The 24,311-nt window shown below is 61.4% G+C and carries 24 protein-coding genes; 7 read left to right on the top strand and 17 right to left on the bottom strand.

The window, feature by feature from the left end; genetic code table 11:
• Positions 1 to 287 precede the first annotated feature (287 nt).
• A complete protein-coding gene (locus Q1A52_RS17450; protein ID WP_300018263.1) occupies positions 288 to 611 on the top strand; it encodes a TraR/DksA C4-type zinc finger protein in 324 nt (107 codons plus the stop codon).
• An 11-nt stretch (positions 612 to 622) separates the two neighbouring features.
• Positions 623 to 802: a CTP synthetase gene (locus tag Q1A52_RS17455; protein ID WP_299778644.1), complete on the top strand. Its 180-nt coding sequence runs from the start codon at positions 623 to 625 to the stop codon at positions 800 to 802.
• Positions 803 to 808: 6 nt separating this feature from the next.
• On the opposite strand, the gene Q1A52_RS17460 is transcribed toward Q1A52_RS17455, so the two are convergent.
• The 9 genes from Q1A52_RS17460 to Q1A52_RS17500 all read right to left on the bottom strand — a co-directional run bounded on the left by Q1A52_RS17460 (position 809) and on the right by Q1A52_RS17500 (position 7,707).
• Positions 809 to 925 carry an entericidin, EcnA/B family gene (locus Q1A52_RS17460; RefSeq protein WP_299778642.1) on the bottom strand — a complete coding sequence of 39 codons (117 nt, stop codon included), beginning with the start codon at positions 923 to 925 and terminating at the stop codon, positions 809 to 811.
• Between the two features lie 119 nt (positions 926 to 1,044).
• Positions 1,045 to 1,164 carry an entericidin A/B family lipoprotein gene (locus Q1A52_RS17465; protein WP_299778640.1) on the bottom strand — a complete coding sequence of 40 codons (120 nt, stop codon included), beginning with the start codon at positions 1,162 to 1,164 and terminating at the stop codon, positions 1,045 to 1,047.
• Between the two features lie 64 nt (positions 1,165 to 1,228).
• On the bottom strand, positions 1,229 to 1,708 hold the full coding sequence (locus tag Q1A52_RS17470) for a class I SAM-dependent methyltransferase (RefSeq protein ID WP_300018266.1): 480 nt from the start codon (positions 1,706 to 1,708) through the stop codon (positions 1,229 to 1,231).
• Entirely contained in the window at positions 1,705 to 2,466 is a 762-nt protein-coding gene (locus Q1A52_RS17475) for a polysaccharide deacetylase family protein (RefSeq protein ID WP_300018269.1), read from the bottom strand. The genes Q1A52_RS17470 and Q1A52_RS17475 overlap by 4 nt, the downstream gene beginning before the upstream one ends.
• Positions 2,456 to 3,601 carry a glycosyltransferase gene (locus Q1A52_RS17480; protein WP_300018271.1) on the bottom strand — a complete coding sequence of 382 codons (1,146 nt, stop codon included), beginning with the start codon at positions 3,599 to 3,601 and terminating at the stop codon, positions 2,456 to 2,458. The genes Q1A52_RS17475 and Q1A52_RS17480 overlap by 11 nt, the downstream gene beginning before the upstream one ends.
• The gene (locus tag Q1A52_RS17485; protein ID WP_300018273.1) at positions 3,598 to 4,182 is read right to left on the bottom strand and encodes a histidine phosphatase family protein; all 585 of its coding nucleotides are present in this window, start codon (positions 4,180 to 4,182) and stop codon (positions 3,598 to 3,600) included. Before Q1A52_RS17485 ends, Q1A52_RS17480 begins: the two co-directional genes overlap by 4 nt.
• The gene (locus tag Q1A52_RS17490) at positions 4,179 to 5,252 is read right to left on the bottom strand and encodes a glycosyltransferase family 4 protein (protein WP_299778631.1); all 1,074 of its coding nucleotides are present in this window, start codon (positions 5,250 to 5,252) and stop codon (positions 4,179 to 4,181) included. The genes Q1A52_RS17485 and Q1A52_RS17490 overlap by 4 nt, the downstream gene beginning before the upstream one ends.
• A complete protein-coding gene (locus tag Q1A52_RS17495; protein ID WP_300018275.1) occupies positions 5,249 to 6,496 on the bottom strand; it encodes a glycosyltransferase family 4 protein in 1,248 nt (415 codons plus the stop codon). Before Q1A52_RS17495 ends, Q1A52_RS17490 begins: the two co-directional genes overlap by 4 nt.
• Positions 6,493 to 7,707: a glycosyltransferase gene (locus Q1A52_RS17500; protein WP_300018587.1), complete on the bottom strand. Its 1,215-nt coding sequence runs from the start codon at positions 7,705 to 7,707 to the stop codon at positions 6,493 to 6,495. The genes Q1A52_RS17495 and Q1A52_RS17500 overlap by 4 nt, the downstream gene beginning before the upstream one ends.
• A 295-nt stretch (positions 7,708 to 8,002) precedes the next feature.
• On the opposite strand from Q1A52_RS17500, the gene Q1A52_RS17505 reads away from it, so the two are divergent.
• The gene (locus Q1A52_RS17505; protein ID WP_300018277.1) at positions 8,003 to 10,357 is read left to right on the top strand and encodes a mechanosensitive ion channel family protein; all 2,355 of its coding nucleotides are present in this window, start codon (positions 8,003 to 8,005) and stop codon (positions 10,355 to 10,357) included.
• A 66-nt stretch (positions 10,358 to 10,423) separates the two neighbouring features.
• Here Q1A52_RS17505 and Q1A52_RS17510 read toward each other — a convergent pair whose 3' ends face one another.
• Both Q1A52_RS17510 and Q1A52_RS17515 read right to left on the bottom strand, forming a co-directional pair.
• On the bottom strand, positions 10,424 to 10,867 hold the full coding sequence (locus Q1A52_RS17510) for a LysR family transcriptional regulator (protein ID WP_300018279.1): 444 nt from the start codon (positions 10,865 to 10,867) through the stop codon (positions 10,424 to 10,426).
• A 27-nt stretch (positions 10,868 to 10,894) separates the two neighbouring features.
• The gene (locus Q1A52_RS17515) at positions 10,895 to 11,701 is read right to left on the bottom strand and encodes a helix-turn-helix transcriptional regulator (protein ID WP_300018281.1); all 807 of its coding nucleotides are present in this window, start codon (positions 11,699 to 11,701) and stop codon (positions 10,895 to 10,897) included.
• 111 nt (positions 11,702 to 11,812) lie between these two features.
• Here Q1A52_RS17515 and Q1A52_RS17520 point away from each other — a divergent pair, with 111 nt between their 5' ends.
• A complete protein-coding gene (locus Q1A52_RS17520; protein WP_300018283.1) occupies positions 11,813 to 12,703 on the top strand; it encodes an SRPBCC family protein in 891 nt (296 codons plus the stop codon).
• 153 nt (positions 12,704 to 12,856) lie between these two features.
• Positions 12,857 to 13,330 (top strand): GNAT family N-acetyltransferase, encoded by a 474-nt coding sequence (locus tag Q1A52_RS17525; RefSeq protein WP_300018285.1) that lies wholly within the window; start codon positions 12,857 to 12,859, stop codon positions 13,328 to 13,330.
• 100 nt (positions 13,331 to 13,430) lie between these two features.
• Here Q1A52_RS17525 and Q1A52_RS17530 read toward each other — a convergent pair whose 3' ends face one another.
• The 5 genes from Q1A52_RS17530 to Q1A52_RS17550 all read right to left on the bottom strand — a co-directional run bounded on the left by Q1A52_RS17530 (position 13,431) and on the right by Q1A52_RS17550 (position 20,613).
• Positions 13,431 to 14,606: an MFS transporter gene (locus tag Q1A52_RS17530; RefSeq protein ID WP_300018287.1), complete on the bottom strand. Its 1,176-nt coding sequence runs from the start codon at positions 14,604 to 14,606 to the stop codon at positions 13,431 to 13,433.
• 146 nt (positions 14,607 to 14,752) lie between these two features.
• Positions 14,753 to 15,907: an ABC transporter permease gene (locus tag Q1A52_RS17535; protein WP_299778615.1), complete on the bottom strand. Its 1,155-nt coding sequence runs from the start codon at positions 15,905 to 15,907 to the stop codon at positions 14,753 to 14,755.
• Entirely contained in the window at positions 15,904 to 16,932 is a 1,029-nt protein-coding gene (locus Q1A52_RS17540; protein WP_299778613.1) for an ABC transporter permease, read from the bottom strand. The genes Q1A52_RS17535 and Q1A52_RS17540 overlap by 4 nt, the downstream gene beginning before the upstream one ends.
• Positions 16,929 to 18,848 carry an ABC transporter substrate-binding protein gene (locus tag Q1A52_RS17545; RefSeq protein WP_300018289.1) on the bottom strand — a complete coding sequence of 640 codons (1,920 nt, stop codon included), beginning with the start codon at positions 18,846 to 18,848 and terminating at the stop codon, positions 16,929 to 16,931. The genes Q1A52_RS17540 and Q1A52_RS17545 overlap by 4 nt, the downstream gene beginning before the upstream one ends.
• Positions 18,841 to 20,613: an ABC transporter ATP-binding protein gene (locus Q1A52_RS17550; RefSeq protein WP_300018291.1), complete on the bottom strand. Its 1,773-nt coding sequence runs from the start codon at positions 20,611 to 20,613 to the stop codon at positions 18,841 to 18,843. The genes Q1A52_RS17545 and Q1A52_RS17550 overlap by 8 nt, the downstream gene beginning before the upstream one ends.
• A 172-nt stretch (positions 20,614 to 20,785) precedes the next feature.
• Between Q1A52_RS17550 and Q1A52_RS17555 the strand changes: the two genes are divergently transcribed.
• On the top strand, positions 20,786 to 21,271 hold the full coding sequence (locus Q1A52_RS17555) for a class I SAM-dependent methyltransferase (RefSeq protein ID WP_300018294.1): 486 nt from the start codon (positions 20,786 to 20,788) through the stop codon (positions 21,269 to 21,271).
• Between the two features lie 105 nt (positions 21,272 to 21,376).
• Positions 21,377 to 23,467 carry a 3-hydroxyacyl-CoA dehydrogenase NAD-binding domain-containing protein gene (locus tag Q1A52_RS17560; protein ID WP_300018297.1) on the top strand — a complete coding sequence of 697 codons (2,091 nt, stop codon included), beginning with the start codon at positions 21,377 to 21,379 and terminating at the stop codon, positions 23,465 to 23,467.
• A gap of 14 nt (positions 23,468 to 23,481) precedes the next feature.
• Here Q1A52_RS17560 and rpe read toward each other — a convergent pair whose 3' ends face one another.
• Positions 23,482 to 24,171, bottom strand: coding sequence for a ribulose-phosphate 3-epimerase (gene rpe / locus Q1A52_RS17565; RefSeq protein WP_300018590.1), 690 nt, complete (start codon positions 24,169 to 24,171; stop codon positions 23,482 to 23,484).
• Between the last annotated feature and the right edge of the window lie 140 nt (positions 24,172 to 24,311).

A 24,311-nucleotide genomic window follows, 5' to 3' on the forward strand; every position in this document is an offset into this window, starting at 1 on the left:
AGGCAGGGATGATGCGGGGGATGATCGGTCTTCGGACGGGTCGTCTCGGCGGAGGGTGGTAACGCTCTCAACGCAAGCTGGGCCTGCTGTCGCCCTCTGGGGGGATATAGAGGTTCAAGAAGGCGTCAGGATGTGCTTCGGCACGGAACGGACCTCGGTTCGATCCCCTGACGCCTTTCGCTATTGCGGCAAGGCTTTTCCCCGCGTTTCCTCCAAGAATTGACCCATATCAAGGCATCCGGGCGGTGCCCGTGCGATCACCCTGTCCGAATGGAAGGAGTGATGCGATGGATGATGCACAAGCCAAGCAGACCCTGCTAGCCCGCCGGGCGGAGTTGGTCGGGCATCTGACGGAGATGGAGCACCAGCTCGACGAGACGCCGACGAAGGATCTGGAGGATTTTTCGACGGAGCGGCAGGGCGATGAGGTGCTCGAAGCGCTGGGACAGGCGGAGTTGAACGAGTTGCGCCGTATCGATGCAGCGCTGGCACGCGTCGCAGCGGGTTCTTACGGCATCTGCCTGGAGTGCAGCGACGATATCTCTGATGCGCGTCTCGCCATCCTCCCCGATACACCGCTGTGCAAGACCTGCGCAGCCAAGGCAGCCTAGGAGGGTTTCCCATGCTACGTTTGACCGCAATTCTTTACTGTTTCGTCGCCGCGACCATGGCTGGCATCGGGGTGATCACCGTGCTGAGCATGGGGTATACGGCTGTGATGCCTATCCTGATCGCTGCTGGAACGGGCGCGGTGCTGGCGCTGCCCGTCTCCTGGATGATCGCGGCGCGTATCTCCGCCTGACCCGGATCAGATGGCGTCGTCGAGCGCCTGACCGGCGTTGGTCACGTCGCGGCCTATGCCTTTGGTGGTTTCACAGGCCGTCAAGGCGAGAATGGCGGCAAGGGCAAAGGCGAGTCTGATCATTGTAACGGTCCTTCATCTGGATGTTGTCCCGTTTAGATATACCGATTTGCGCGACCAGTTCACGCAAAAAAAAGAGGTGGCGCAAGGCCACCTCGGAATTCTTGTCTGATTGGCTTGGCTTAGGTCGCCGCATCCTGAATTGCCTCACCGGCGTCTTCTACGTCGCGGCCTACGCCCTTTGTGGTCTCGCAAGCGGCCAGGGCTGTCAAAACGGTGATTGCAGCAATAATTCTTAGCATGGTGTATCCTTCCTTTGTTCTGGGAAAGAACGCGCCATTCCGTGGTATGGTTCCGAAAGATTTGTCAGGCCGCGCGGTAAAAGAGATAGCGGTCCGGATCAATGGTGTCCGGTCCGGTAATCTGGTCGAACCCGGTGAGCGGTTGTTGGCTGACGATCAGCCCGCCGGGCACCATTAATGGCGCGATGAACGGCGACAGGCGCGCGCCTTCCTCTACGTCTTTTTCCTTGACCCCATGACCAAAATCGTAGTGGGCAAGGGCGATCCTGGTGGTCGCGTCGGCGAGACGGGTCAACGCGTCTTCTGCTTCGCCCATCACAAAGCAATCTGCGGGCGGAATGCAGGACGGGTGAGGTTGCAAAACCCGGTCGATCACCCAAATCCGGCGGTCCGGCAGGCGTTCGCGCAGGTGATCATAGGTGCGCCCGTTCCCAAGACCCAATTCGAGCACATCCCCGTCAACTTGGGCAATCTGGGACGCGGCCCAATCGAGCCCGTCGATCTGCGCAGAAAGTCTGCGGCGCATGGATTCCAGACGGCTCATGGCGCCTCCTTCAGGGATTGGGTCAAGGGTGTGCTTACCGCGCCGCCCGCCAGCAATTCGCTGAGAAAGGCCCGGGAAAAGGACCAGATGTCCGGCGTGTGGACAAGGTGATGGGTGAGGTATCCGAGGGGTTCTGTCGCATCTTCTGCGCCTTGCCGTCGGGCCTCAAGGTGCTGAACAGTTTGGGCAATGATGTTGTCAGGGCTGACCAGATCGCGGGTGCCGCGCCAGTTAATCGGATCAATGTGAGTGTTGACCTGAAGCAGCCCCGGAACCGGGTATTGTTTCACGCGCGGCGTGAAGGTGGAAACCGCCTTGTAAGCGGACTGCACAAGCAGCGGCAATACATCGGGATGCAGCCGGTTCCACGGTGCAACAAGGGCAGGCACAAGGCGCTCGCCAAAGAGTGCCCTCAGGCGGGACAGCCCGTGCGTCAGTTGTTTGGAGGTATCCGCATGAACCTGCCCAAACTCGGCTTTCTTCTGGCCTTCTGGTGCGCGGTTCTCATGGGCCCAACCATGCACAGTGGCTACCAGAAGAGGCTGTTGGGTTACGCAGTCCGCTAAGGCTTGTTGCGCGAAGGCCGGGATGATGGCCAGATGGGCTGGCATGTCGAGGTCCGTTGCCAGCTGAGACAGCTCATCAAGCGCAGGTGTGGTGTCGACGGCGTCATCGTCCCGCCACCAGATGGGCAGGACCCTGTTCTCGGCGCGCCACAGCGCCAGTTCCGCGCGCAGGGGGGACCAGTCAACCTGCATGGTGTTTGTTCGCCAGTTTTTGCACGATGCGTACCGTATTGTGCGCACCGTCAAAGCCCGTGGCACGCGCCGCGCGGCGTGGCGCATTGATCGCCTGTTGCACGCGGTCCAAAAGCATCTGACCGTTGAGCGCAGCGCTGGTCAGCACCTCTATGCCTGGCAGGCGTTCAAGAGCCACGGCGCGCAGGCTCTGTTCGGTCTCGTCACCGGCATCGAAGGGCACCAGTACGGCGGGCGTTTGCGTTTGCAGCAGGTCCAGCGCGGTGTTGTATCCGGCCATGGAAACGGAGGCTGCGGCGTGGTGCAGCATCTGACGGAAATCCGGGCGGGCCGGTTCGACGATGGTGTTTGGCGGCGCATTCGGGCGGAGCGTGGCAATCCGGTCCGCTGCTTTGTTGCCGCCGACCAGCAATCGCCAGCGTCGGTCCGGATCGTGCCGTGCCGCTTGCAGTGCTGCGTCAAAGACATTGGTTCCCACGTTACCGCCACCGGCGCTGACCAGGACTTCGCCTGTGCCTGCTCCATCCGGGTGCGGTGGCGCGAGCGGGGGGGCGACAAATCCTGTGTAGTGAAGATACGGGGCCAGCGTTTTTGTGACAGGCCAACTGATGTCCAGCGGGGTCACATCGGCATCGGAATGCACCAGAACTGCATCGTAAAACCGGCTGATGGTATCCTCGGTCATTGCGGCCTTGGCCGGTTTGGAGGGCGGCGCAAGGATATCCCGCACGGAGGCACAGATCATCGGCCGCTGCGGTAGTGAAATAGCTGTCTCCACAGCTCCCAGAAACTCCGTGCGCAACACACGCCTGCCAAAGGGGAAAAGCTCTGTGATCACCACATCCGGTGCAATAGATTGTAGGGTGTCGCGCAGGTGCGTTGCGCGCCTCTGCATCAGATCTTCGCTGGCTTCACCCCCATCGGCATCAAGCAATCTGGTGAAATTTACGCCATCAGACCGCAAGGGGGGCAGTTGCACGAGCCGGATGCCGGCACTATCAAGTTGCTGCGCTGGCATGCCGCCTGACAGGACGGTCGCCTCATGCCCCGCCGTCGAAAACGCGCGCGCGAGCGTCAGTGCCCGCGCCAAATGTCCGGTGCCGAGCAGATGCGTCACGAGGATCACAACCTTCATGTCTGGCGTGCCTCCAGCCTGACAGGGGTAGGTTCCGCGTGCCAGTCTCCGCCCTCAATTGTGAGGATGTAGAGCCGGTTGCGCTTAATCTGGAACGGAGCGGGACCGTCGAAATCCCATCCCGTCGCCTGCGCCATGAGCACGCGCATGATGCCGATGTGGCAAACGGCGAGACTGTCTCGTTGCAACCCGTCGATCCATGGTCGCAGGCGCGCACGCAAATCCGCAGGGCTCTCTCCGCCCGGCGGGCGGTACGCCCAGCCCCAGTCCTCGATATCGCGGTATCCGCTGTCCGGGTCCGCACGCAGATCAATACCTTTCAGACCTTCCCAGTCGCCCCAGTCCATTTCCGTCAGTGCCGGGTCTGTTCGGGGCGCTTTGCCAGCAAGCAATTCGGCTGTGTGCCGCGCGCGGATCAGTGGGCTGGACCAGAGGTCGGCCGACAGCCACGGGGCGGGAAGGGTCAGGACAGCCAGGTCTGCCTCGGCCTCCGCATCAAGTGTGATATCCGTGCGGCCCTGAATACGCCCGGCGCGGTTCCACGATGTGCGCCCGTGGCGCAAGAGAGCCAGTTGGATCATGCCACCGCCTCCGCAATCGCGTCGCATAGGGTACGGCTGGCCGTTGGCAGCAAGTGATGTTCGCCTGTGTAGTCCCTAGCGCGATCGCCAGCAGTGAGGCGCGCGCATTCATCGCTCAGCAGCGCGTCGATTTTCGTGGCGAGCGCTTCGGGACCGTCTTCGGGGGCGGGGTAGCTGTCCGGTGCAAGCACATCACAGACGCCCGGGCGACGCTGCGCCACGACGGGTAAGCCGGCGGCCTGCGCTTCCAGAAAGGTCATGCCGAAGGCTTCGTTCACGCCGGGCCAGAACAGCAGGCTTGAGGAGGCATAAACGTCCTGCAACGATGCCTGATCTAGTGACCCACGCAACTCGACCCGCGCCCCAAAGGGGTGCATCATTGAGGCAACCGCATCGAGCGCTGGCCCGTCCCCGGCGACAACAAGTTTCCAGTCTGGTGTTTTCAGCACATGCAGCGCGTCTGCAATCAGTTGGTAGGACGCGAACTTGTCCCCGTGGCGCAGCATCCCAACACTTAGCATCGAACCGTTTCGCGGGCCCAGTGGCGGCAATTCGGTTCGGGCCAGAAAAGGACGCAGATGGATGATCTTCTGCTTCTGGGGCGCATAGGCCAGCAAGGATTCCCCATCGCGGTGGGTCAGGTGGAAAATGGCGTGCGCCGCGTCGCTCGCAGCCTCTGCCGCCTGCGCGAAGGCTGCCCATGGACCCTTCAGCCTCTTTCGCGCGCGCGTGGCCTCGATCTGGAAATAAGGAATATTCAAGGCTGCCGCGACGGTGGGGCCCAGCAAATCGGGAACCTTGTAATAGCTGTGGTAGGTGACCCAGATGCGCCAGTTGGCATACCTTCCTTGCGTGATCAGGCGGGCGATTTCCACCTCTGCCTGTGCAAAAAGCCGCGCCTGAACATCCGTGTCTCCGGCCTTGTCGCGGGTCTGCAGGGTCGAAACCAGTTCCCAGGAGAGCCCCCCGTGATCCAGTGCCATGAGAAGCGCGCGCGCCATGGTCCTGTCCCCAGAGGGCACCGGATGAAACGGCGGCTTCATCGGAGCATAGAAGGCGACCGTGCTCATTTCGTTGGCCCCATCATCGCGCGCAGGCGGCGGGACAGTTGAGTGATCCCCGGGGCCATGCGGAACTCCGTGATCAGACGGGTGTAGGCGGCATCCGCCATATGCGCCGCTGCAGCAGGATCGTTTGCAAGCATTTCGATGGCGTGGGAAAGGCTGGCGGGGGCATCATCGCTCAGCACGCCATGCACGCCGGTGTCGATGAATTCCGGAATGGCTGAAACCGGCGTTGAAAGGATAGCAAGCTTCTGGCTGGCGGCTTCCATCAATACATTGGGCAGGCCATCGCGGTCACCGTCTTCGGCAACCCGACTTGGCAACACAAAGAGATCTGCAGCACGCATCGTCTCGATCACTTCGGGCTGGTCGCAAGGGCCGCGCCACGTGATCCTCTCCGCCACGCCCTTGGCCTGCGCCATGACCTTCAGGTCTTTTCCCAGCGCGCCGCCGCCGATATGGGTCCAATGCCAGTCGAGGGTGTGGGGCAGGAGCGCCAAGGCATCGATCAGGCGATCAAAACCCTTCTTTTCGACCAGCCGACCAACGGACATCAAATGCAAGGGTGCCATTGGGTTCCGCATGTCCCGTTCAGGCGGTGCCGGGAACCGCGCCAGATCAAGCCCGTGGTAGACCAGATCCACCCGGTCAGGCCGATCAGCCAGGGATTGCAGATGCGCTGCACCAAACCCGGTGCAGGTGGCACCAAAGGTGGCACCATGGCTGTCGGGGTGCAGCTTTTCACGGAGTTCCCATTCCGGCGAAGTCCAGATGTCCTTGGCATGTGCCGAAAAGGACCAGGGCAGCCCGCGCAGGATGGCAGTGTAGCGCGCAACCGAAGAGGGGGTGTGCAGGAAGTGCGCGTAAAGACCCAGGCTGCCCGGCGGCAGTTCCCGTGCGAGAACGCAGGCTTGTCCAAAGCGGCGCAGGCGGTTTGGTGTCCGGTCACGCGCATAATCTGCGCGGAAGACCCGCCATGCAGCGGCAAACCCCGGACGGCGCAACGCGCTCAGAACACCGCGCAAAACCCGCAGCGGTTCGTCCTTGAGGTATTCCGGCAGGTAGTGCACCCGGGCGCGCAACCGGTCGTGCAGCGGATGTGTCTTGGAGTCTGTAGGGTGTCGCAGCGACCAGATCTCGAAGTCGATCCCGGCCTCTTCGAGCGCCACAAGCTCCTGTGCAATGAAGGTTTCAGACAGCCGTGGCCACCCTTTTACCACCACCGCCAACCGGCCCCGCCTTGGTGTCATTTCTCGGCCATCAGAGCGGCTGCGCGGGCCACGACCACATCCAGCCCGTCCAACAATCCATTGGCCCCGGCTTGTGACGGTTTCTTCTGCGTTGGCAACGCGCGGATGAAATCGACCATCGTTTGCGGGGTCATGCCGTCCCGGTCCTCGTCCAGCATGCGCACAAGACCCAGCTCCTCGGCGCGCGATGCGCGGATCCACTGTTCCAGCCGGGGAATGGTACGCGGCACGATCACTGCGCGTTTGTCAAAGGACAACACCTCGCAGAAGGTGTTGTACCCGCCCATGCAGACGACACCCTCGGCCCCGGCGAAAAGCGACTCGATACGCGATTCAAAGCCGACGGCGGTCACGCGCCCGTTGAGTTTGGCGACCCGCGCTTCGAAGCCTTCGCGGGTTTCGCCGGACAGAAATGGGCCGTACACAAGAACGGCATTAGGTTGCAGAGTTGGATCAAGCTCGTAGGCTTCCAGAACGAGATCGACCATCGTCTGTCCGTCACCGCCACCACCTGGGGTGATCAGCACATAGGGCGTATCCGGCGTGTCAGCGACATCCGTGACCTCGCGGCGCAGGTACCCGGTCCAATGAATCCGCGCGCGGGTTTCTTGCGATAGGGGTAAGCCTTGTGTCGGGTCGTAGATGGAGCGGGGGCCATAGACCCAGATCTGGTCATAGAACCGCTCCGTCGCGATCGTCGCTCCTTTGCGCTTCCATTCCGCGGCCAGAACCGTGGGTTCATCCAAGACGTCACGCAGCCCAAGCACGCAGCGCGTTGTTCCGCGGTCAGACAGCCATTCAAGGGTGGGCAGCAGCTCGCCGCGAAACCCTGTAGGTTCCTTATCGACGATCAGCAGGTCGGGCTCGTATTGCTCCACTGCCGTCTGGATCAACCCGGACCGCAGGCTGGTGGTCTGGTCGATGTCCAGCCCGAGTGTCTGGCTGATATATGTGCCATCAGGCAGTTTTGTGACGCCGGGCAGGCGCACGTGGTCGACCTTTTCGGGGAATGTAAAGCGTCCGGCAACGGGTGATCCCGTGAGGATGATGGCGGAGGCATTGGGGTTGTAGGCGGTAAGGGCAGAGGCCAACGCGCGCGACCGCCGCAGATGACCGAGGCCAAAGGTGTCGTGACTGTAGAGCATCACCCGTTGGGGTGGTTCCTGCTCCGCACCCTCAGGCTTGGGCGCTGAGTCGTCCGCAGTGCCCATGGCGTTCAGGACATTCATGTGGCGCACCCTTGCGGAACACGCCACATCAGCGCGCCGTTTAGAAGGTTGGGTGCCTGCGTATCACCGGCCGCGGTGAACAGAGGGAGTGTCAGCCGCATCGGCCAGTCCTTGCGTCTTTGCTGGGGCGTTGCCCACGGTCTTTCCCTCTTTGGCATAAAAGTTATTCAGGTGCAAAACACGACTGATCGCCAGAGTTTGCGATGATGTGCAATTGCAATGGTCCTTCGCCTCCCCTACCGTCCATTCCCAATTGTTAACGTTTCAGGCCGTTTTTATGCGCGTTTCAGATTTCCTGTCCTTGGTTTGCTGTTTTTTGCTGGCAACAGCGCTCTTTATCTCTCCGCTGCATGCGCAGGGTGTCGGATCCTTGTTCAGCGCCGGTTCTGACGCGGCTGCCGAAAGCAGCGATCAGATATCGGAAATCATGAAGCAGGCAGCCGAGAATGGCGTCGGCGTGGTGGTCATAGACAGCGATGGGCAGGTCTTGACCACGCCCACACCTGAGGCGGTGCCGGATGCCGAAAGCTCCGAGGGCTCCAACCTGATGAAAGCGCAGGATGCGCTTGTTGATTTCCGCGCAGCACTGGTAGAGCGGGTGCTCGACCTGCCGAATGCCTTCAACGAAGTGCTCTATATCCTGCGCGCCACCAGCCCGGATGGCACGATCTGGGCCTTTACCAAGGCGTTGCTGGTCTCTCTTTTGCTGTTTGCCATCGGGATGGTGTTTGAAAGCCAGGTCTACGGCAAGCGGATCGTGAAGAACTTCGTGGTCTCCCGCATTCGTGAAAAGCCGGTGGGGTATTCGGAAAAGATGCCCTTCCTCGTCTTCCGCTTTTTCATGGGCGTGATCGGCATTCTCGTCTCCATGCTGGTCGCCTACATCCTTGGCGCGCTCATCTTTGGCCCGCTCGAAGACAAGGCGATGCAGTTCACCGTCAGCGTGATCAACACCGGGTACTTTGTCTGTCGTCTGGTGGCGAACCTCTGGCGTATGGTCCTGTCGCCCTACCTGGAGCAATACCGCATTCCGGTGATGTCCACGCGGGATGCCAAGCGGCTCTATTTCTGGCTCTGGGTGTTGGCGACGGTGGATGTCACCGCGATCCTCTTCGGCGTCTGGATTGGTGAGCTGGGGCTGAACTACGACGTCTACGCCTTCCTGTCATCGATGATGTCGGCGTTTGTCGTGCTGCTCAACATCCTCATGGTTCTGGTCAACCGCCAGGCCATTTCCAAGGCGATGCGCAATGGCACACCGGTGGACGAGTTGAGCTGGACCATCAAACTGCTCACCAAGATCTGGGCGCCTGTGGTAGTCTTCTACGTGATCTTCGCCTGGTTCGAACTGACCTATGATCTGGTGCTGGGCAACCCCTCGTCGATCCCGCTGATCGGCGGTGCCTACATGATCCTGATGTCGATAATCGTGGTCTACGGCGTAATCAACTACTTGATTGAGCGCAGTTTTCAGCGCGCCCGCGCCCTGCGGGAGTTGAACGAGGCGCAGGTAGAAGACAATCTGACGCCCGAGGAAACCGCGGAACTTGAAGAAGAAGTACGCCAACTGCGCCCGCGCCACGCACTGAACTCATTCGAGGCGCTCGCGCGCCGTGTCGCGGGGATTCTGGCCTTTGTCGCGGGTGTCTACGCGTTCTTCTACATCTGGGACAACAATTCTGCCGAGATGGTCGAGAGCGCCGCGACGCAGCTGCTCGACATCATGGTGATTATCTTCATCGGGTACATTGTCTATCACGCCTTCCGCATCTGGATCGACAACAAGATCCTGGAGGAGCAGGGTGACGTGAGCGAGGAGGACCTGGGCGGCGATGGCGGTGGCACAGGTGCCAGCCGGTTGGCGACATTGCTGCCCCTCTTTCGCAACTTCATCCTGATCGTTGTTCTGGTCACCATTGGGCTGATCATCCTGCTGGAAATGGGCGTCAATGTCGGCCCGCTTTTTGCGGGGGCCGGTGTGGTGGGCGTCGCCGTTGGTTTTGGCTCTCAGGCACTGGTGCGGGATATCTTCTCGGGCGGGTTTTTCCTGTTCGACGATGCGTTTCGCAAGGGCGAATACCTCGACGTGGGCGGCGTGAAGGGTACGGTGGAAAAGATCTCCGTGCGGTCCTTCCAGCTGCGCCACCACCTCGGCGCGCTGCACACCATTCCCTTCGGTGAAATACAGGTGATGACCAACTATTCGCGCGACTGGGTGATCATGAAACTGCCGCTGCGCGTGACCTATGACACGGATGTGGAGAAGGTGCGCAAGTTGATCAAGAAACTGGGTATCGAACTGTTGGATGATCCGGTGATCGGTGAGAATTTCATCCAGCCGCTGAAATCGCAGGGCGTGATCGAGATGCAGGATTCCGCGATGATCATTCGCGTGAAATTCATGACCAAGCCGGGCGATCAATGGTTGGTGCGCAAGAAGGTCTATGAAGAAATCCGCGCGCTCTTCGAGCGTGAGGGGGTCAAGTTCGCACATAAGGAAGTGACCGTGCGCCTGGCCGACGGCAAGGTCGAAGAGCTCTCTGAGGAAGACAAGAAGGCCGTCACCGCAGCAGCGCAGGCGCAGATCGAAGAAGAGCTGCTCGATGGCGACGACGGCGGGGACGACAGGTAGCACTGTGGCGCCGGTATAGATCACCAATCTGCGTTGCGGCCCCTTTCTTGGCAATGAAGAGCGTCATCAGGGACGTTGTTTTAGTTTGCCTGCGATGGCGTCGGGTGCTGCGCGTATGCACACACACAAACCGGACCGTCCAACCTGTCCCCGCCAGTTATCGATCTGGGCGCGGGCCTTTTCCATGCTGCGGGTATGTTGCACCAGCGCCCGACCATCTGAGGTCAGCGTGTAACCGTCGGATCTATGCAGGAAGAGCCGCCGCCCGAGATCGGCCTCAAAGGCCTTCATCCGGCGGCTGAGGGTCGCCGCGCTGACGCCCAGGGTCTCGGCAGCGCGCCCAGTTATTTCCGGCGTCCGCTGGCAGCGCTGTGCCGCATTAGCCTGCGCGTGCCATTGGTAAGGGCGCGCTTGGTTCGGTGATCCGCTGTGAGACGGTTGCGCCTGATCCATACTGACAGCACATCCTGCCCGCCGTTCCGTCCGGCGCTGACGAGGTTGCGCAGGCATATGATGTCTTTAGCAAAAGCAGGGCTGCTAGGAAGCCGACCGCCGCAAACTGTCAAACCAGCGCCGGGTCTTTTCGTCCGCAGGAAGCAGGGTTTCGATGCGCAGATCGTCCAGTGTTGCGTCCATGCTCATCCCGATGGTGGCAATAAGCGAAAACAGGCGCAGTTCTGCGCCGTCGATTAGAAACTCTACCGTAACAACAGGCGCGAGGTGTTCTCGCGGCTGGTCCGCAATGGCATCCGCTACGCCGGGCAATGATTTCAACTGATCCAGAAGCCGTCTACCATCTGCGTCATGCGGGCGCCGGGTAACCTCCAGATCGACCAGTCGAAACAGGGCTCGGGTGACTTCGGCCCAGTTGGTGATGGTATCGCGCAGCGGACCCGGCGACATCAGGTCCAGCAGCAGATTGGGTTGTCCGGTGCCTCCTGCACGGGCAAAGAAAACCTGGGCGCTTTTGTTGGCCTTCTGCAGGGTCCAGATGCGGTCAATTGCAACGGCGGGAAACGGATCGTGGCCTGCAAGAACGTGATCGATGGAAGCATGCACCGCGGCCCGGACATCCGCACTCCAGTTGGCATCTGCGGCCTGGGGCGCAAACCCTGCGGAGACCAGCATCACATCATGTTCAGCCGCGGGCATTTGCAGGGCTTCACAGATCTGGCGCACGGCATAGCGGCTGGGCTGCGATCTGCCGGTCTCCAGAAAGCTGATGTGCCGTTGCGACAGCCCGGCATCCATAGCGAGGTCAAGCTGGCTGAGGCGTCGCCTGTTGCGCCACGACCTGAGCAAGGATCCAAAGGCGCCCTGCGGTCTGTTTATCGTGATGTCCATGCCCCGTTATCGCATCCAAAAATCCGTCGATCCATTACATTCAAGGTAATTGAGACGGCGCGCTATTGATGGGAGCCCTGTCGGCGACATTCAATTCCTGAAGGAAACGCCATGACACACTCAGCAACCGCGCGCCTGTTTTTGAAACTCAACAGCCAGTATTCGGCGCTCTGCGGGCTTGTTCTGCTTGCTGCCGCAGGGGCTCTTTCGCCGATGATCTTTGCCCAGCCTGCAGACTGGGTCCCGGGTGCCCTACGCCTATTGGGGGGTGGGCTGCTCGGGTTCGCGGCACTCCTTTATGTCCTGGCGAAGAACCGGTTTGTCAGCAGGGCGTCGGTCCATGAAATCGTCCTGTTGGACGTTTTGTGGGTCATCGCCAGTATCGTCACCGTTGCATTCTTTGGCCCCCTCCTGACAACCACGGGCATTTCACTGGTCACCATTGTCGCCATGGTCGTTGCGTTTTTTGCCATTGCGCAATTTGCCGGGGCGGCGAAACTCGTAAAACCCCGTCCCGTGGCGGATGTCAGTTCCAGGAACGGCGACCTCATCGCCACGGTCAAGCGGGAGGTGAAGGCGCCAACCGAAACCGTCTGGGAGGTTATGACCGATCATCCGGCCTATGCGGACGTGGCCAGCAACATCACAAAGGTCGAGGTGTTGTCCGGTGAGGGGATCGGCATGACACGACGGTGCCACGGGCCAAAAGGCGAGAGTTGGGAAGAGACATGTGACCTTTTCGTGCCGGGTCGCGCCTTTGGCTTCCGCATCCACACCGAGGCCGAAGACTATCCCTATCCCCTCTCGGCATTGTCCGGCAAATGGCTGGTGAAACCCGTCGAAGACAGCTCGGAATTCAGCATCGAGATCATTGCAAAGCCAAAGGGCAACGCCCTGGCCAGATGGGTGTTCACCATGATCGCTAAACAACAGTTCAAAGCTGTTCTGATCGATCTGGCGGACGCCTGGGCGACGCGCATGGAGCGTGAGGCGCAGGGATAGCTTCGACATTCGGGACACCGGGTGTCATCCAGCTTTTGCGCTTTTATGTGACGCCAACCGTCACGCCCACAAAACGGTTTAGTCTGTCGGCAATGCGTGTTTAGAGGGGGCACCGAGTGGCGCCCTGAGGGGCGAGTGTGGCTGGAGGTCGGTTTGAACGACGAGATTACATTCGCGCGATTGACGCAGATCGACCCGCAAGAAATTGCGGCGCATATGTCTGACCGGCGGGTTGCGGAACACATGCCGTTGCTGACCTCCACGTGGGATGCCAAGGCTGCGCGTGAGTTCATTGCCAACAAGGAAGCGTATTGGGCGCGGGATGGGCTTGGGCATTGGGCCTTCCTGTCCGGCAACCGGTATGTTGGGTGGGGCGGCTTTCAGAAAGAGGGTGATGAATGGGACTACGGTCTGGTCTTGAAACCGGACGCCTTTGGGCTGGGGCTGCCCATCTCAAGAAGGGCGATGACCTTCGCCACTACGGATGAGCGCATCCCTTTCGTGACCTTTCTGCTGCCGCCGTCTCGCGAACACCTCGGCGGGCTTCGTCGATTGGGGGCCGTTTTCGTTGGCGAGATCGAATATGACGGTGAGCTATTTCGCAAGTACCGCCTGGAGACGTCCTGAACGCCAGTACAGACACCGGATACAGGATTCTGGTGCGCTCTGTTTGCTAGCCGACGGTCTCAAACGCGGACGGAACCCGTTTGTTCAGAAAACCTGTGCGCTAGGTCGCGACCTCCGCACCCGGTCGGCTGAACAGCAGCACGGCGCAGGCGAGGAGAGCAACGCCGGATGCGAGGCGCACGACGGTTTGAAAATCATAAGCTTGTGCCACAAGACCGACCACCGGTCCGGCCAGCAGGCCGCTGACCATGAGCGTGTTCCAGTACAGCGCCGTGGCACTGGCGGGGCGATCCCTGGCAAAGGACTGCACATAGCTGATGCCAAGGCTGGCATAGAACCCGTAGTAGAGGCCTTCCAGTGCAGCGCCTGCCAGCATCTGCGGCAGGGATTGCACCGAGGCCAGCAACTGGATCGTCACCACGGCAAGACAGGCGGTCGCCAAGAGCGCGCGGCGTGTACCGAACCGGGCGATGATCATCGGCGTGCAGAAGATCGCGATGACTTCGACAAAGGTTTTGACGCTAAAGGCCACGCCGGGTGCGTAGCCCGGCAAGCCGACTTCCTGAACATAGAAAATCGGCAGCGCGGAGAAGGTCAGCGAGTGGGCTGATGACAGGCAAAAGATGAACATCGCGGCCAGCCAGAGACGACGCGATGCCCCCAAGGCGCTGCCTGTGTCTTCCGGTTTGGGCGTGGCTTTCGCCGTGATGTCGCGTGGTAGCGTGCTCCACCACAAGGCGATCCAGATCACAGACGTTCCCAGCGTGGCGACAAACACCGCCTGCACGGTCACAAGATCCGCGATGAGGAAGGTCGCCGCCGGGCCCAGCATCCAGGCGGTGGAGGCGGTCGCCCGCATATAGGCGTTGAAGCGGCTGCGCTCGATCTGGCGCCGCTCCGCGAGGCTGCCCCCGAGACTGAACATCGTGGAGACCGCGCTTGAGCTGATGCCAAAGCCAATGACGCCAAAGGTCAGCACCGTCCAGAGCGCCGGGGAGAGGGCAAGTGCGGAAGATGCCACCGCATATCCTAGGGCTGCCAGACCGACCAGTGGAAAGACCCGGTCACCCCGATCAATGCGGCGGGCGAATTGTCTGTTGGCGATCAACGTCAGGCTGATGGCGAGCACGGAATAGACGCTGATGATCCAGGGCTCGTATCCCAGGCCTTCCACCAGAAAGAAGCCCATGAAGGGTATGATCATCGCACTGCACAGTGTGCCGCAGAACAGCAAGGTCAGAAAGGTGAGAAGCGCTTTGTATTTGGCATGCAACATGATCGGAAACCGGGCGTGCAGGGACCTAGACTACCTCACCAACCTGCGCGGGGAGTGCAACGGCAGAATGGCGTGAAGGCGCAAAAAATCGCCAGGAATCGATTCCACTCCTCACAAAACGTAGCGGCCAAGCCTTGCGTAAGGTGTCAGCTCTTGTAGGGATCGAGCGAGGCGCGCAGCCCGTCGCCCAGAAAGTTGAACGCCAGCACCACGAAAATGATCGGCAGCATCGGGATCGCCGTCCAGGGGTAGATTTCGATGGAGGCGAGGTTCTGGGCATCGTTCAGCATCACGCCCCAGCTCACTGCCGGTGCGCGCAGACCAAGGCCGAGAAAGCTCAGTGCGGTTTCGCCGAGGATCATCGCGGGGATCGACAGCGTTGCCGAGGCGATCAGATGCGACATGAAATTGGGCAGCAGATGGCGCCGGATCACCCTGCCCGGCTTGGCCCCCATCATCTCTGCCGCACGCACGTATTCCTCCTCTCTCAGCGAGAGGAATTTACTTCGGACCGCCCGCGCGAGGCCAGGCCAGTCGAGGATACCGAGGATGATCGAGATGATGAAGAAGACGGCGACCGGCCCCCAATTCGAGGGCACCGCAGCTGAAAGGGCGAGCCAGAGCGGCAGTTCCGGCAGCGAGCGTAGGATTTCAATAGCGCGGTTGATGATCCAGTCGGTCTTGCCGCCGAAGTACCCGGCGATGGAGCCAAAGAAGATGCCCAAAGCAAAGGAAACCGTGATGCCGATCAGGCCCACGGTCAGCGACAGTTGCGCGCCGTAGAGGATACGTGAAAACACGTCGCGGCCCAGCCGGTCGGATCCCCAGAGAAAGACGGTGGCGCCTTCGGGGGCGCAGAAGAGATGGGTATCAGACGGGATGAACCCAAAGAGGTTGTAGCGATCGCCTTCGCAGAAGAACTGCAGCGGCATCGGCCGCGTCGTATCGGTCTCGTAGGTCCAGCGGTAGTTGACCAAGTCGGCGGTCGCCGTGGTTGGGTAAACATATGGCCCGATGAAGTCGCCCTCGTGCCAGAAGTTGATGGATTGGGGCGGCGCATAGAGATACTCGGCGCTGCGTTCGTTCGGCGTGTAGGGCGCGATGAAGCCCGCGATGGGCAGCATCAGGTAGCTCAGCAGCAGGAAGATGCCCGAGATCAGGCCGAGGCGGTGCCGCTTGAACTTGCGCCAGACAAGCACCCAGTTTGGCGCGTCCATGTCTGAGCGCTCAAGCGCCGAAAGGTCCTGGTCGTCGGACCAGGGCGCCTCGTCCACATAGCGGCCATCGGGCAGTTTTTTCATGAGCCGCGCGCCCCGTAGCGGATGCGCGGATCAAGCAGGACCAGCAGAAGGTCAGAGATCATGGTGCCGATGAGCGTAAGCAGCGCCACGAACATCAGCACGAAGCCCGCGAGGAACTGGTCCTGCGACTTCAGCGCCGTCAGCAGCGACGGTCCGATGGTCTGCAGGCCCAACACCACGGAGACCAGCACCGAGCCCGAGACCATCGCGGGCAGCAGGTTGCCGATGTCCGCCACGAAGGGGTTGAAGGCCATGCGCAGCGGGTATTTGGCCAGCAGTTTCGAGGGGCCGAGACCCTTGGCCTTGGCGGTCTCCACGTAGGGTTTCGAAAGCTCATCGAGCATATTGGCGCGCAGACGCTGCATCATCGCCGCTGCCCCCGAGGTACCGATCACGAAGGTCGGCACGATCAGATGCACAAGAATGGATCTGACTTTCTCCCAGGACATCGGCGCGCCCTCGAATTCGGGCGCCATCAGCCCGCCGATAGGCAGATCGAAATACTTGTTGCCATAGTAAAACAGCATCAACGCCAGCAGAAAGTTCGGTGTGGCAAGCCCCAGGTAGCCGACAAAGGCGGCGGTGTAATCGACCCATGTTTCGGACTTCGCAGCGGCGATCACACCAAGGGGTAGGGCCACCATGTAAACGAACAGCACGGCGGCGAGGTTCACCAGCACCGTGAGCCAGAGCGCATCGCCGACGACTTCGCTGACGGGGCGGTCGAACTCGAAAGACCACCCGAAATTGCCCTGGATCAGCCCGTACCAGCCCTGCGGCCCGGGCGCCATGCCGACCCAGATCAGGTATTGCTCCCAGATCGGACGGTCGAGCGCGTATTCGGTGCGCAGGAACTCGGCCTTGGCCACCCCTTCAGCCTGACCCGTGGCGCGCAGCTCGGCGATCTGGTTAGAGAGGTAGTCGCCGGGCGGCAGGTTGATGATCACGAAGATCAGGATCGAGACCACCCAGAGGGTGAGCAGCATCGTGATGAACCGATAGATGGCATAGCGCAGAAACATCATTGGATGAGCTGCTGGAACGGTTCGTCGTAGTAGAATTCATCCACCCGGTGAATGCCGAAATGTGCGCCGGGGTCCCAAGCCCATTTCGCCTGTTCGGGCACGTTGCGCAGCCGGTTCGACACGACAATCGGTTGCGGCGCTTCGGCCAGAATGCCGATGCCGAACTGGTTCTCCGCGTGGATCGCCAGCATCTCTCGCCAGATGCGCGCGCGCGCGTCGGTGTCTTCGGTGTGGTCCCACTCCCAGCTCAGCTGCATCAGCCGTTTGGCGGCAGGCATGTCCGGGGCCTCGCCGACCTCGCCACCGGTCTGGTAGTATTGGCCCCATTTCGGCCAGGCAAAGAATTCCTGATGCGTCGGCGCGAGATACTCCGGCGGCGTGTAGGTCTGCGGCAGCCCGTTGTCCCAACCGAACCAGACCGCGGACATGCTGAGGCCGGAATAGACCCGGTTACGTAGAATATCCCGATCCAGCGGGCGCATCACCAGCTTGATCCCGATCTCCCGCCAGGTGTCGGTGACGATGGCCAGGGCGTTCTCGACCTCCTGCCGTTCCCCTGCCGTCTCGATCACGAATTCCATCGGGCGTCCGTCTGGCAGCTTGCGGATCCCGTCGGGTGTACGTTCGGTCAGGCCCATCTCATCCAAAAGCGCATTGGACTTGGCTGGATAGTAGATCGACCATTTGAAGAGGTTTGCCGGATCGAAAAACGGGCTTTTGGCCAGCGCGGTCATGCCCCCCTCCTTGGCCAGCCCGAAGTACAGCGCGCGGTTGATCATGCGCCGGTCGATGCCCATCGACAGCGCCCGGCGGAAGCGCACGTCGCGGATCACCTCGCGCCAGACCGGGTCGGCGAAATTGAGGTTGGGATAGATGGCGATCTGGTTCGCCGCCCCATTGGCCCAGAGCAAGGTGCGATAGCCCGCTCCATCCGTCTCGCCCTTCTTCAGGATCGAGATATCCGGGAAATCGAGGCCCCGTGCCTGCAGGTCGACCTCGCCAGCATTGGCCTTGGCGGCAATCAATCCGCCCCCCACAATTGTCATCTCCACCACGTCGATGTAGGGCAGTTGCAGCCCCCGCGCATCCACCCGGTGATAGTAGGGATTGCGCACAAACACGTGGCGGCTCGACTTGGTGCCGGAGGCGTTCATCCAGGGCTGCAGCGTCGGCAGGTCCGGATTGTCAAATTTGAACATGTTGTCGCGGTCATTGTGCAGCGGCGCCCAGGCCCTCACCCGCGCCTTTTTGATCTTTCTTCTCAGGGTCTTGGCGTCGGTGAATTCCGCATGAAACTGTTTGAGATAATGCGCGGGCCGGTAGATGAAAAACGGGCTGGCCTGGGCCAGAAGCTGCAGGAATTGCGGGTTCGGCGTGGGCCATTCGATCACCACCGTATGGGCGTCGGGAAAACTCATCTCAGCCAACACACCGTCGACGATCAGGTTTTGCGGCGGGCCTGCCGGGCTGAGTTCCTCGTTCAGCGCCACGTGTTTCCAGTAGTACTCGAAATCGGCGGAGGTGAAGGGATGACCATCCGACCAGCGATGGCCCTTGCGCAGGTGCAGGGTGAACTTGCGTCCCTCCTCGACCTCAATATCGCGCAGGATGTCGGGGTAAAGCTCGTAGTTCTGGTCGTAACCCATCAAACGGGCATAGCCGTAGACGACCATCTGACGCACGTCCTTGGAGCGGGAGACCAGCGTGCGCAGCGTGCCGCCATGTTCGCCAAAGCTGCGCCCCTTTGCCTCCAGATCAACGACAAGCGGTTCTGTCGGCATGCGCTGGGTCACCGGTGGCAGGATGCCGTTTTTCACTTCGCTTTTCCAAAAGCTGCTTTCGACCATGGCTGGTTGTTCCGCCCGCGCAGTGAGAGCAAGAAGGGTCAGCAGGAGAATGGCAAAGGCTCTAGACATGGCAGCGTACCTTGTGACCGGGTTCCAGTTCCGTCAGCGCGGGCGCAGCGACCCCTTCAAACCGGAAAGCTTCGGGCCAGCTTGATGGTTTGCCTGCGCCCTGCGACACCAGCCCGAGGTCGATGGGCCGGTTCACATCCGGCTCGGGTTGTGCCGCGATCAGTGCGCAGGTGTAGGGATGGCGCGGGTTGTAAAAGAGCGTGTCGGGCGGTGCCTGCTCGACGATCACGCCCTGGCGCATCACGGCCACCTCGTCGGCGATACGGGCGACCACCGCCAGATCGTGGCTGATAAAGAGATAGCTTAGCCCCACACGGTCGCGTATGTCCTCAAGCAGGCAGAGGATCTGTTCCTGCACCGAGACGTCCAGCGCCGATGTGGGCTCGTCGCATACCAGCAGAACCGGATCGAGCGTCAGCGCGCGGGCAATCGACAGCCGCTGACGCTGCCCGCCGGAGAAGGCATGCGGATAGCGGCTGAGCATGGACGCATCGAGCCCGACCCATCGCAACATCTCTGCGGCTTTCTCGCGGCGTTCGGCGCGTGTGCCCAACTGGTGGATTTCCATGGGTTCGGTCAGGGCCTGTTGCACCCGCATACGCGGCGACAGCGACGAATAGGGGTCCTGAAACACCATCTGCGCCTGGCGCTGAAAATGGACACGTTCCTGCTGCGACATCGCGTTGATTTTCACCTGATCCGCATCTTTGGTCGGGCGAAACAGAACCTCGCCACCGGGGTCGGGCAGCTCTGCGCCCAATGCGATCCGCGCACAGGTGGTTTTGCCGGACCCGCTCTCCCCCACAACGGCCAGTGTCTTGCCGCGTTGCAGCGACAGGTTCACCTCGTGACAGGCCGTTATGGTCACCGGTTTGCGCCAGCCGCCCGCCCGCATGGTGTAGGTCTTCGAGACATTGCGCAGATCGAGAATGAGATCGTCGCTCGTTTCCGCCCGGGCGGGTGCTGCCACCTCGGGGATCATGGGCGCTGCGGCGAAAAGTTTCTTGGTGTAGCCGTGCGCGGGGGATCCCAGAACGGCAGGCGCCGGGCCGCGTTCCATAACCCGGCCCTTATTCATGACCACAACGGTTTCTGCCATGTTGGCCACCACGCCCAGATCATGGGTGACAAGGATCACCGCCATGCCGGTTTCCTGCTGCAACTCCTTGATCAGCCCCAGGACCTGCGCTTGTGTGGTCACGTCCAGCGCCGTCGTGGGTTCATCCGCGATCAGGAGTTCCGGCTTGGCCACCATCGCCATGGCGATCATCGCGCGCTGCCGCATGCCGCCTGACATCTCAAACGGGTAGGAGCGCCAGACCCGCGTAGGATCGGGGAAACCAACCCGCTCGAATGTGTCCAGAACCGTCTGTTTCGCCTCGCCGGGGCGCATGTCCCGGTGCAGCCGCAACACCTCGCCGACCTGATCCCCGAGACGGTGCAGCGGCGATAGCGACCGCATCGGTTCCTGAAAAATCATCGAGATTTGATTGCCCCGGATCGAGCGCATGGTGCGGCGCGATTCCGTCAGCAAGTTGCACGTCTTGCCACCGGCGCTGTAATTGATGACACCGCTGCGGATTTGTGCCGTCTGGGGCAGGATGCGCAGAACGGACCGACAGGTGATCGTCTTGCCCGACCCGCTTTCGCCCACAAGTGCCAGTGTCTCGCCGGGCATCACTTGAAAGCTGACGTCGCGCACAACCGCATCCGCCGACCCGAAGCCGATGCTCAGATCGCGCACATCCAGCAGGGGCGTTACCACGTCCTTGTCTCTTCCTTGTTACGCATTCGTCCCTAAAACCCGTCGTCCAGTTCAGTCAGTCAACGCGATTTCCCGCCTCGCGTCCAGCACACAGATGTTTGAGTGCCTTTCTACTACCAATTTTGATGGAAAAGAGGCATTTGAACATGACATTTCTGCAAAGGGAGACCTCATGAGCCGCCTCGACCTCTTCATCGACCGTATGGTGTCACAACGCGCCTGCCTGAACCACGCCGCTGCGCTGACGCAGCAGATGCAGGGCCCGGTCTACGAGTTGGGGTTGGGCAATGGGCGGACGTATCATCACATGTGCAGCATTCTGCCTGCGAAGGACATCTATGTGTTCGAACGGGCGGTGGCCTCTCATCCGGACAGCACGCCGCCGGATGCGCAGGTTTTTCTGGGCGATGTCTTCGACACGCTGCCCCAGGCGCTCGCGCGGTTTGGTCCGACCGCGCGTCTGATCCACGCCGATTTGGGGGGGCACAATGCGGAGAAGAACGACGCATTCGCGCGTAAGCTTTCCCCTGTTGTCGCGCCGCTTCTGGCCCCCGACGGGTTGATGGTGTCCAGCGACCGGATGTATTTCGATGACCTGCAGGAGATTGCCTTGCCACCGGACGCGGTGCCGGGACGGTGTTTTATCTATCAAAGGTGAGCCGCAAGGGGCCTTGCGCTTCGCCGGTTTCTGCGAAACCCTGACGCCGACGCGCGGCATGAGGGTCCTGTGCCGCGCCCTCCCTTCGCAGCCGGAAAGCGCGCCATGACAGATATCATCGCCTACGAACGCCATGGCAATATCGCCGTTCTGCGCCTGCAGAACCCGCCGGTCAATGCGCTGAGCCACGCGGTGCGCAGCGGGTTGATGTCCAGCATGGACAAGGCCGAAAACGACCCGGAGGTGCGCGCCGTACTGCTGGTCGGGGCGGGGCGGGCCTTTATCGCCGGGGCCGACATCAAGGAGTTCGGCAAGCCGCCGCTAGAGCCACATCTGCCCGATCTGTGCAACCGGATCGAGGCCTCGCCGCTGCTGGTGGTCGCCTCCCTGCACGGGGTCAGCCTCGGGGGTGGGTTGGAGGTTGCGCTCTCGGCCCACTACCGGATTGCCCAACCGGGCGCCCGCGTGGGGTTGCCGGAGGTGCATCTGGGGTTGATCCCCGGTGCAGGCGGCACCCAGCGCCTGCCGCGATTGACCGGGGCGCAGGCCGCCATCGACGCCATCACCACCGGGCGCCATATCCCGGCGAAGGAGGCGGCAGCGCTTGGTATCATCGACTGGGTTGAAGAGGGTGATCCGCAGACCGTGGGTCTGGCCTATGCAGGGTCGTTGCTGGCGTCCGGGGCAGAGAGACGGCCCGTCAGCGAAATGCCCGCCCCGGATGCCATCGACTGGGATGCCACCTACACGGCGGTTTTGAAGAAGGGGCGTGGCCAGCTTTCCCCCGCACAGGCGGTGCGCGCGGTGCAGGCCAGTGCCGAGCAGCCCTTTGCCGAAGGCCTGCAAACCGAGCGTCAGATGTTCCGCGATCTGATGGAGGCGGATCAGCGGCAGGGCATGATCCACGCCTTTTTCTCGGAACGTGCGGTCAGCAACCTGCCTGAGCTGAAAGGCATTGAGCCGCGTCGCCTTGAAGAAATCGGCGTGATCGGCGGCGGCACCATGGGCGCGGGTATCGCGACAGCGGGTCTGTTGAGCGGCCTGTCTGTGACCTTGATCGAGATGACCCAGGACGCGGCGGATGCCGCGCGGGGCAGGATCGCGGGCAACCTTGCGGGTGCGCTGAAGCGCGGCAAGATCACTGCAGAGACACATGACAGCCTTCTGAGCGACCGTCTTCATATTGCTACCCAATATGACGCGCTCAGGGACGCGGACCTCGTGATCGAGGCCGTTTTTGAAGACATGGCGGTCAAGAAGTCGGTCTTTGGTCAACTCGACGCCGCCTGCAAACCAGGGGCGGTGCTGGCGACCAATACCTCCTACCTGGACATCGACGACATCGCGGCCAGCACGTCGCGGCCCGGTGACGTGATTGGTCTGCATTTCTTTTCGCCCGCTCATGTCATGAAGCTGCTCGAAGTGGTGGTGCCGGAGCGGACCGCTGCGGATGTGGTGGCCACTGGTTTCGCACTGGGTAAGACGCTGGGCAAGATCGCCGTGCGATCGGGCGTTTGCGATGGCTTCATCGGCAACCGCATCATGCGCGCCTACCGGATGGCGGCGGATCACATGGTGCTGGAGGGCGCGACCCCCTTCGACATCGACACGGCGTTGACCGATTTCGGCTTTGCCATGGGGCCATTCGCAGTGTCCGATCTCGCCGGGCTGGATATCGCCTGGGCCATGCGCAAGCGTCTGGCCGCCACCCGTGACCCGCGTGAGCGGGTGGGGCGCTATCCGGACAAGCTCTGTGAAGCGGGACACTTCGGGCGGAAATCAGGCAAGGGGTTTTACCTCTATGAGGCGGAGCAAAGGGGCAGCACGCCCAACCCCGAGGTGCTTGACCTGATCGCGGCGGAACGCGCCGACCGTGACATCACCCCGCGCAGCTTTACCGCAGAGGAGATTCAACGCCGCTACATGGCGGCCATGGTCAATGAGGCTGCGCGGATTGTAGGCGAAGGCATCGCCCGCCGTCCGCTCGACGTCGATATGGTGCTGCTCTTTGGCTACGGATTTCCGCGCTATCACGGCGGGCCACTGAAATGGGCCGATCTTCAGGGCCTGGACACGGTTCTCGCGGATATCGAGGGATTCGCAAAAGAGGATGATTTCTTTTGGCAACCCGCGCCGCTCTTGCAGAAACTGGTCGCCGAAGGCCGAACCTTTGACGATCTGAATAAACCGGGCTGAGGCGGCGGCCTGCTTTAGACGTAGGTGCCGCTTGCCGCCGCGCGAATGGCGCGGATGTTGTCGCCATAGGGGGCCGGATCGCTGACCGATCCACCACGAAACACGGCAGAGCCTGCAACCAGCACATCCGCCCCGGCCTTTGCCACCAGAGGGGCCGTGCTCGGGTCAACACCGCCATCGATTTCAATATGCACCGGGCGATCCCCGATCATGCGGCGCAAAGCGGAAATCTTCTCCGACATGTCGATGAATTTCTGTCCGCCGAAACCGGGGTTCACAGTCATCACGCAGATCAGATCGACCTTGTCGATCAACTCGGAGACCGCGCTTGCCGGTGTGCCGGGGTTCAGCGCAACACCCGCCTTGGCGCCCGCCCCGCGAATGGCCTGCAGCGTGCGGTGGATATGGGGGCCTGCCTCGACATGGGCGGTGATCACATCCGCGCCCGCCTGAGCAAAGGCGTCGATGTAAGGGTCAACTGGCGCGATCATCAGATGCACATCCATCACGCCCTTGATGTGCGGGCGGATCGCGGCACATGTGGCCGGGCCAAAGGTGATATTAGGCACGAAATGCCCGTCCATCACATCCACATGCACCCAATCGGCGCCCTGCGCTTCGATGGCTTCGCATTCCGCGCCGAAATTGGCAAAATCCGCAGCCAGGATCGACGGGGCAATTTTGATGGATCGGTCGAAGGACATGGGCACAGCGCCTTTTGCATCGGGAAGGGACATGCGCGCTATACCGGGGGCGACGGGCGCGAGGCAAGAGCGTTCGGCGCTTGCAGCCGGGGCAATGTCGGGTAAACCTTGACCAAAGGGCCGGTGGGCCGTGTGAATTC

Origin of the sequence: uncultured Roseobacter sp., from assembly GCF_947488185.1 — a bacterium.
Lineage (GTDB): Bacteria > Pseudomonadota > Alphaproteobacteria > Rhodobacterales > Rhodobacteraceae > Roseobacter.